This window comes from Bradyrhizobium sp. AC87j1 (genome assembly GCF_002936975.1).
Taxonomy (GTDB): domain Bacteria; phylum Pseudomonadota; class Alphaproteobacteria; order Rhizobiales; family Xanthobacteraceae; genus Bradyrhizobium; species Bradyrhizobium shewense.
In genome coordinates, this window is sequence record NZ_PTFE01000232.1 from 1 (window position 1) to 1,599 (window position 1,599).

Sequence of the window (1,599 nt, forward strand, 5' to 3'; positions counted from 1 at the left end):
TCGAGGCGATGGACGCCGCCGGCGAGCTTGGCCATGCGAGGATCGAGGTTGACGGGGTTTTCTTCCATGCCGGCTTCGGGCAGGCGAAGGACCTCGCCGATCTGATCGATCAGCAGGCCATAGGATTCACCGCGCAAATCGACGCCGACCGCCATCGGCACCTTGCCGTCCTCGGGCTGCGGCAGGCCGAGACGGGCGCGCATGTCGACCACGGTGACGATGCGGCCGCGCAGATTGAGCACGCCCGCGATCTCGCGCGAGGACAAGGGAACGCGGGTGACGCGCTCGGGCATGAACACGTCCTGGACCCGGGAGATCGGCAGGCCGAACAGCTGGCCGCCGATCATCGCGGTGACGTATTCGACCATGGCGCCTTCGCCCACTTGCGTCTTCTTGTTCATCTCGGTCTCTCCTGATCCCTGTCCTGCTCTTACGCCGCTGCCCGGTTCAGCTCGGAGGCACCGGCGGCGCCTGCGGTCTGCTCCTTCAGCGCCGCGATCAGACCGGGACGGTCGAACTTGGCAACGTAGTCGTGGAAGCCGGCCTGACGGCCGCGCTCGATCGCCGCCGGCGACACCAGCGCGGACAGGCCGATGATCGGCATCGAGCCCAGATTGTTGTCGGAGCGGATAACTTCTGCGAACTCGAACCCGTTCATGTCGGGCATCTCGATGTCGGTCAGGACCACGTCGAAGCTCTGGGCGCGCAGTGCCGCGAGGCCCTCTTGCGCGGTCGGCGCGGTGCGGACGCGATAGCCGGCCGCCTTGAGGACGGGCGCCAGCATGTTGCGGAAGAACGCAGAGTCGTCGACCAGCAGCACCGACTGCGAGTGCATCGACGGCTTCATCTCCTTGCGGGTGAACCAGTCGGCGAACGCCATCGGCAGGAAGTGGCCGACGTCGATCACCTCGGTGGCCTGGCCCTTGATCACGGCCGAGCCGAGGATGCCGGAGGCGGAGCCGCCGACCTCGATGTTGAGCCGTTCCTCGACGATGTCGATGATCTCGTCGACGACGAGGCCCATGGAGCGGCCGTCATCGGCGAACACCAGGATCGGCTGGGCGCCCTGGCTGGCGATGGTGACGCCTTCCATGGCCACGAGCGGCATCAGCTGCTCGCGGTATTGCACCATGTAGCGGCCGTTGCTGAACTCGATCTTGTCGGCGGGCAACTCTTCGAGGCGGGTGACGAGGCCAAGCGGGACCGCCTTGGGCTGCGACGAGCCGGCGCGGAACACCAGCAGCGACGTGGTCTGCTCGCCCGAGCCGATGTGATGCGCGCCGTTCTCGTCGCCCATGTCATGGGCCGAGGAGCCGGCGGCGCCGAGCGCCTTGGCAATGCCGTTGGGGTCGATGATCATGATCACCGCGCCATCGCCCAGAATGGTGTTGCCGGAGAACATGTCGATGTGACGCAGCTTGGTCGACATCGGCTTGACCACGATTTCTTCGGTGTGGAACACGCCGTCGACGACGATGCCAAACGTCTGGCTGCCGACTTGCGTCACCACGATGAAGCCGTTCTCGGGATCCGAGGCCGCGCCGTCGTCGATCTTCAAGAGCTTCTTCAGATGGATCAGCGGCAGCAGCTTGTTGCGCA

2 protein-coding genes are annotated in these 1,599 nt (G+C 65.9%); both read right to left on the reverse strand.

Annotated elements, in window-relative coordinates:
- A partial coding sequence (locus CV770_RS41000; protein ID WP_104466310.1) for a chemotaxis protein CheW occupies positions 1–401 on the reverse strand: 401 nt, incomplete at its 3' end.
- A 29-nt stretch (positions 402–430) separates the two neighbouring features.
- Positions 431–1,599 (reverse strand): response regulator (locus CV770_RS41005; RefSeq protein ID WP_146101475.1); only part of this gene is annotated, 1,169 nt, incomplete at its 5' end.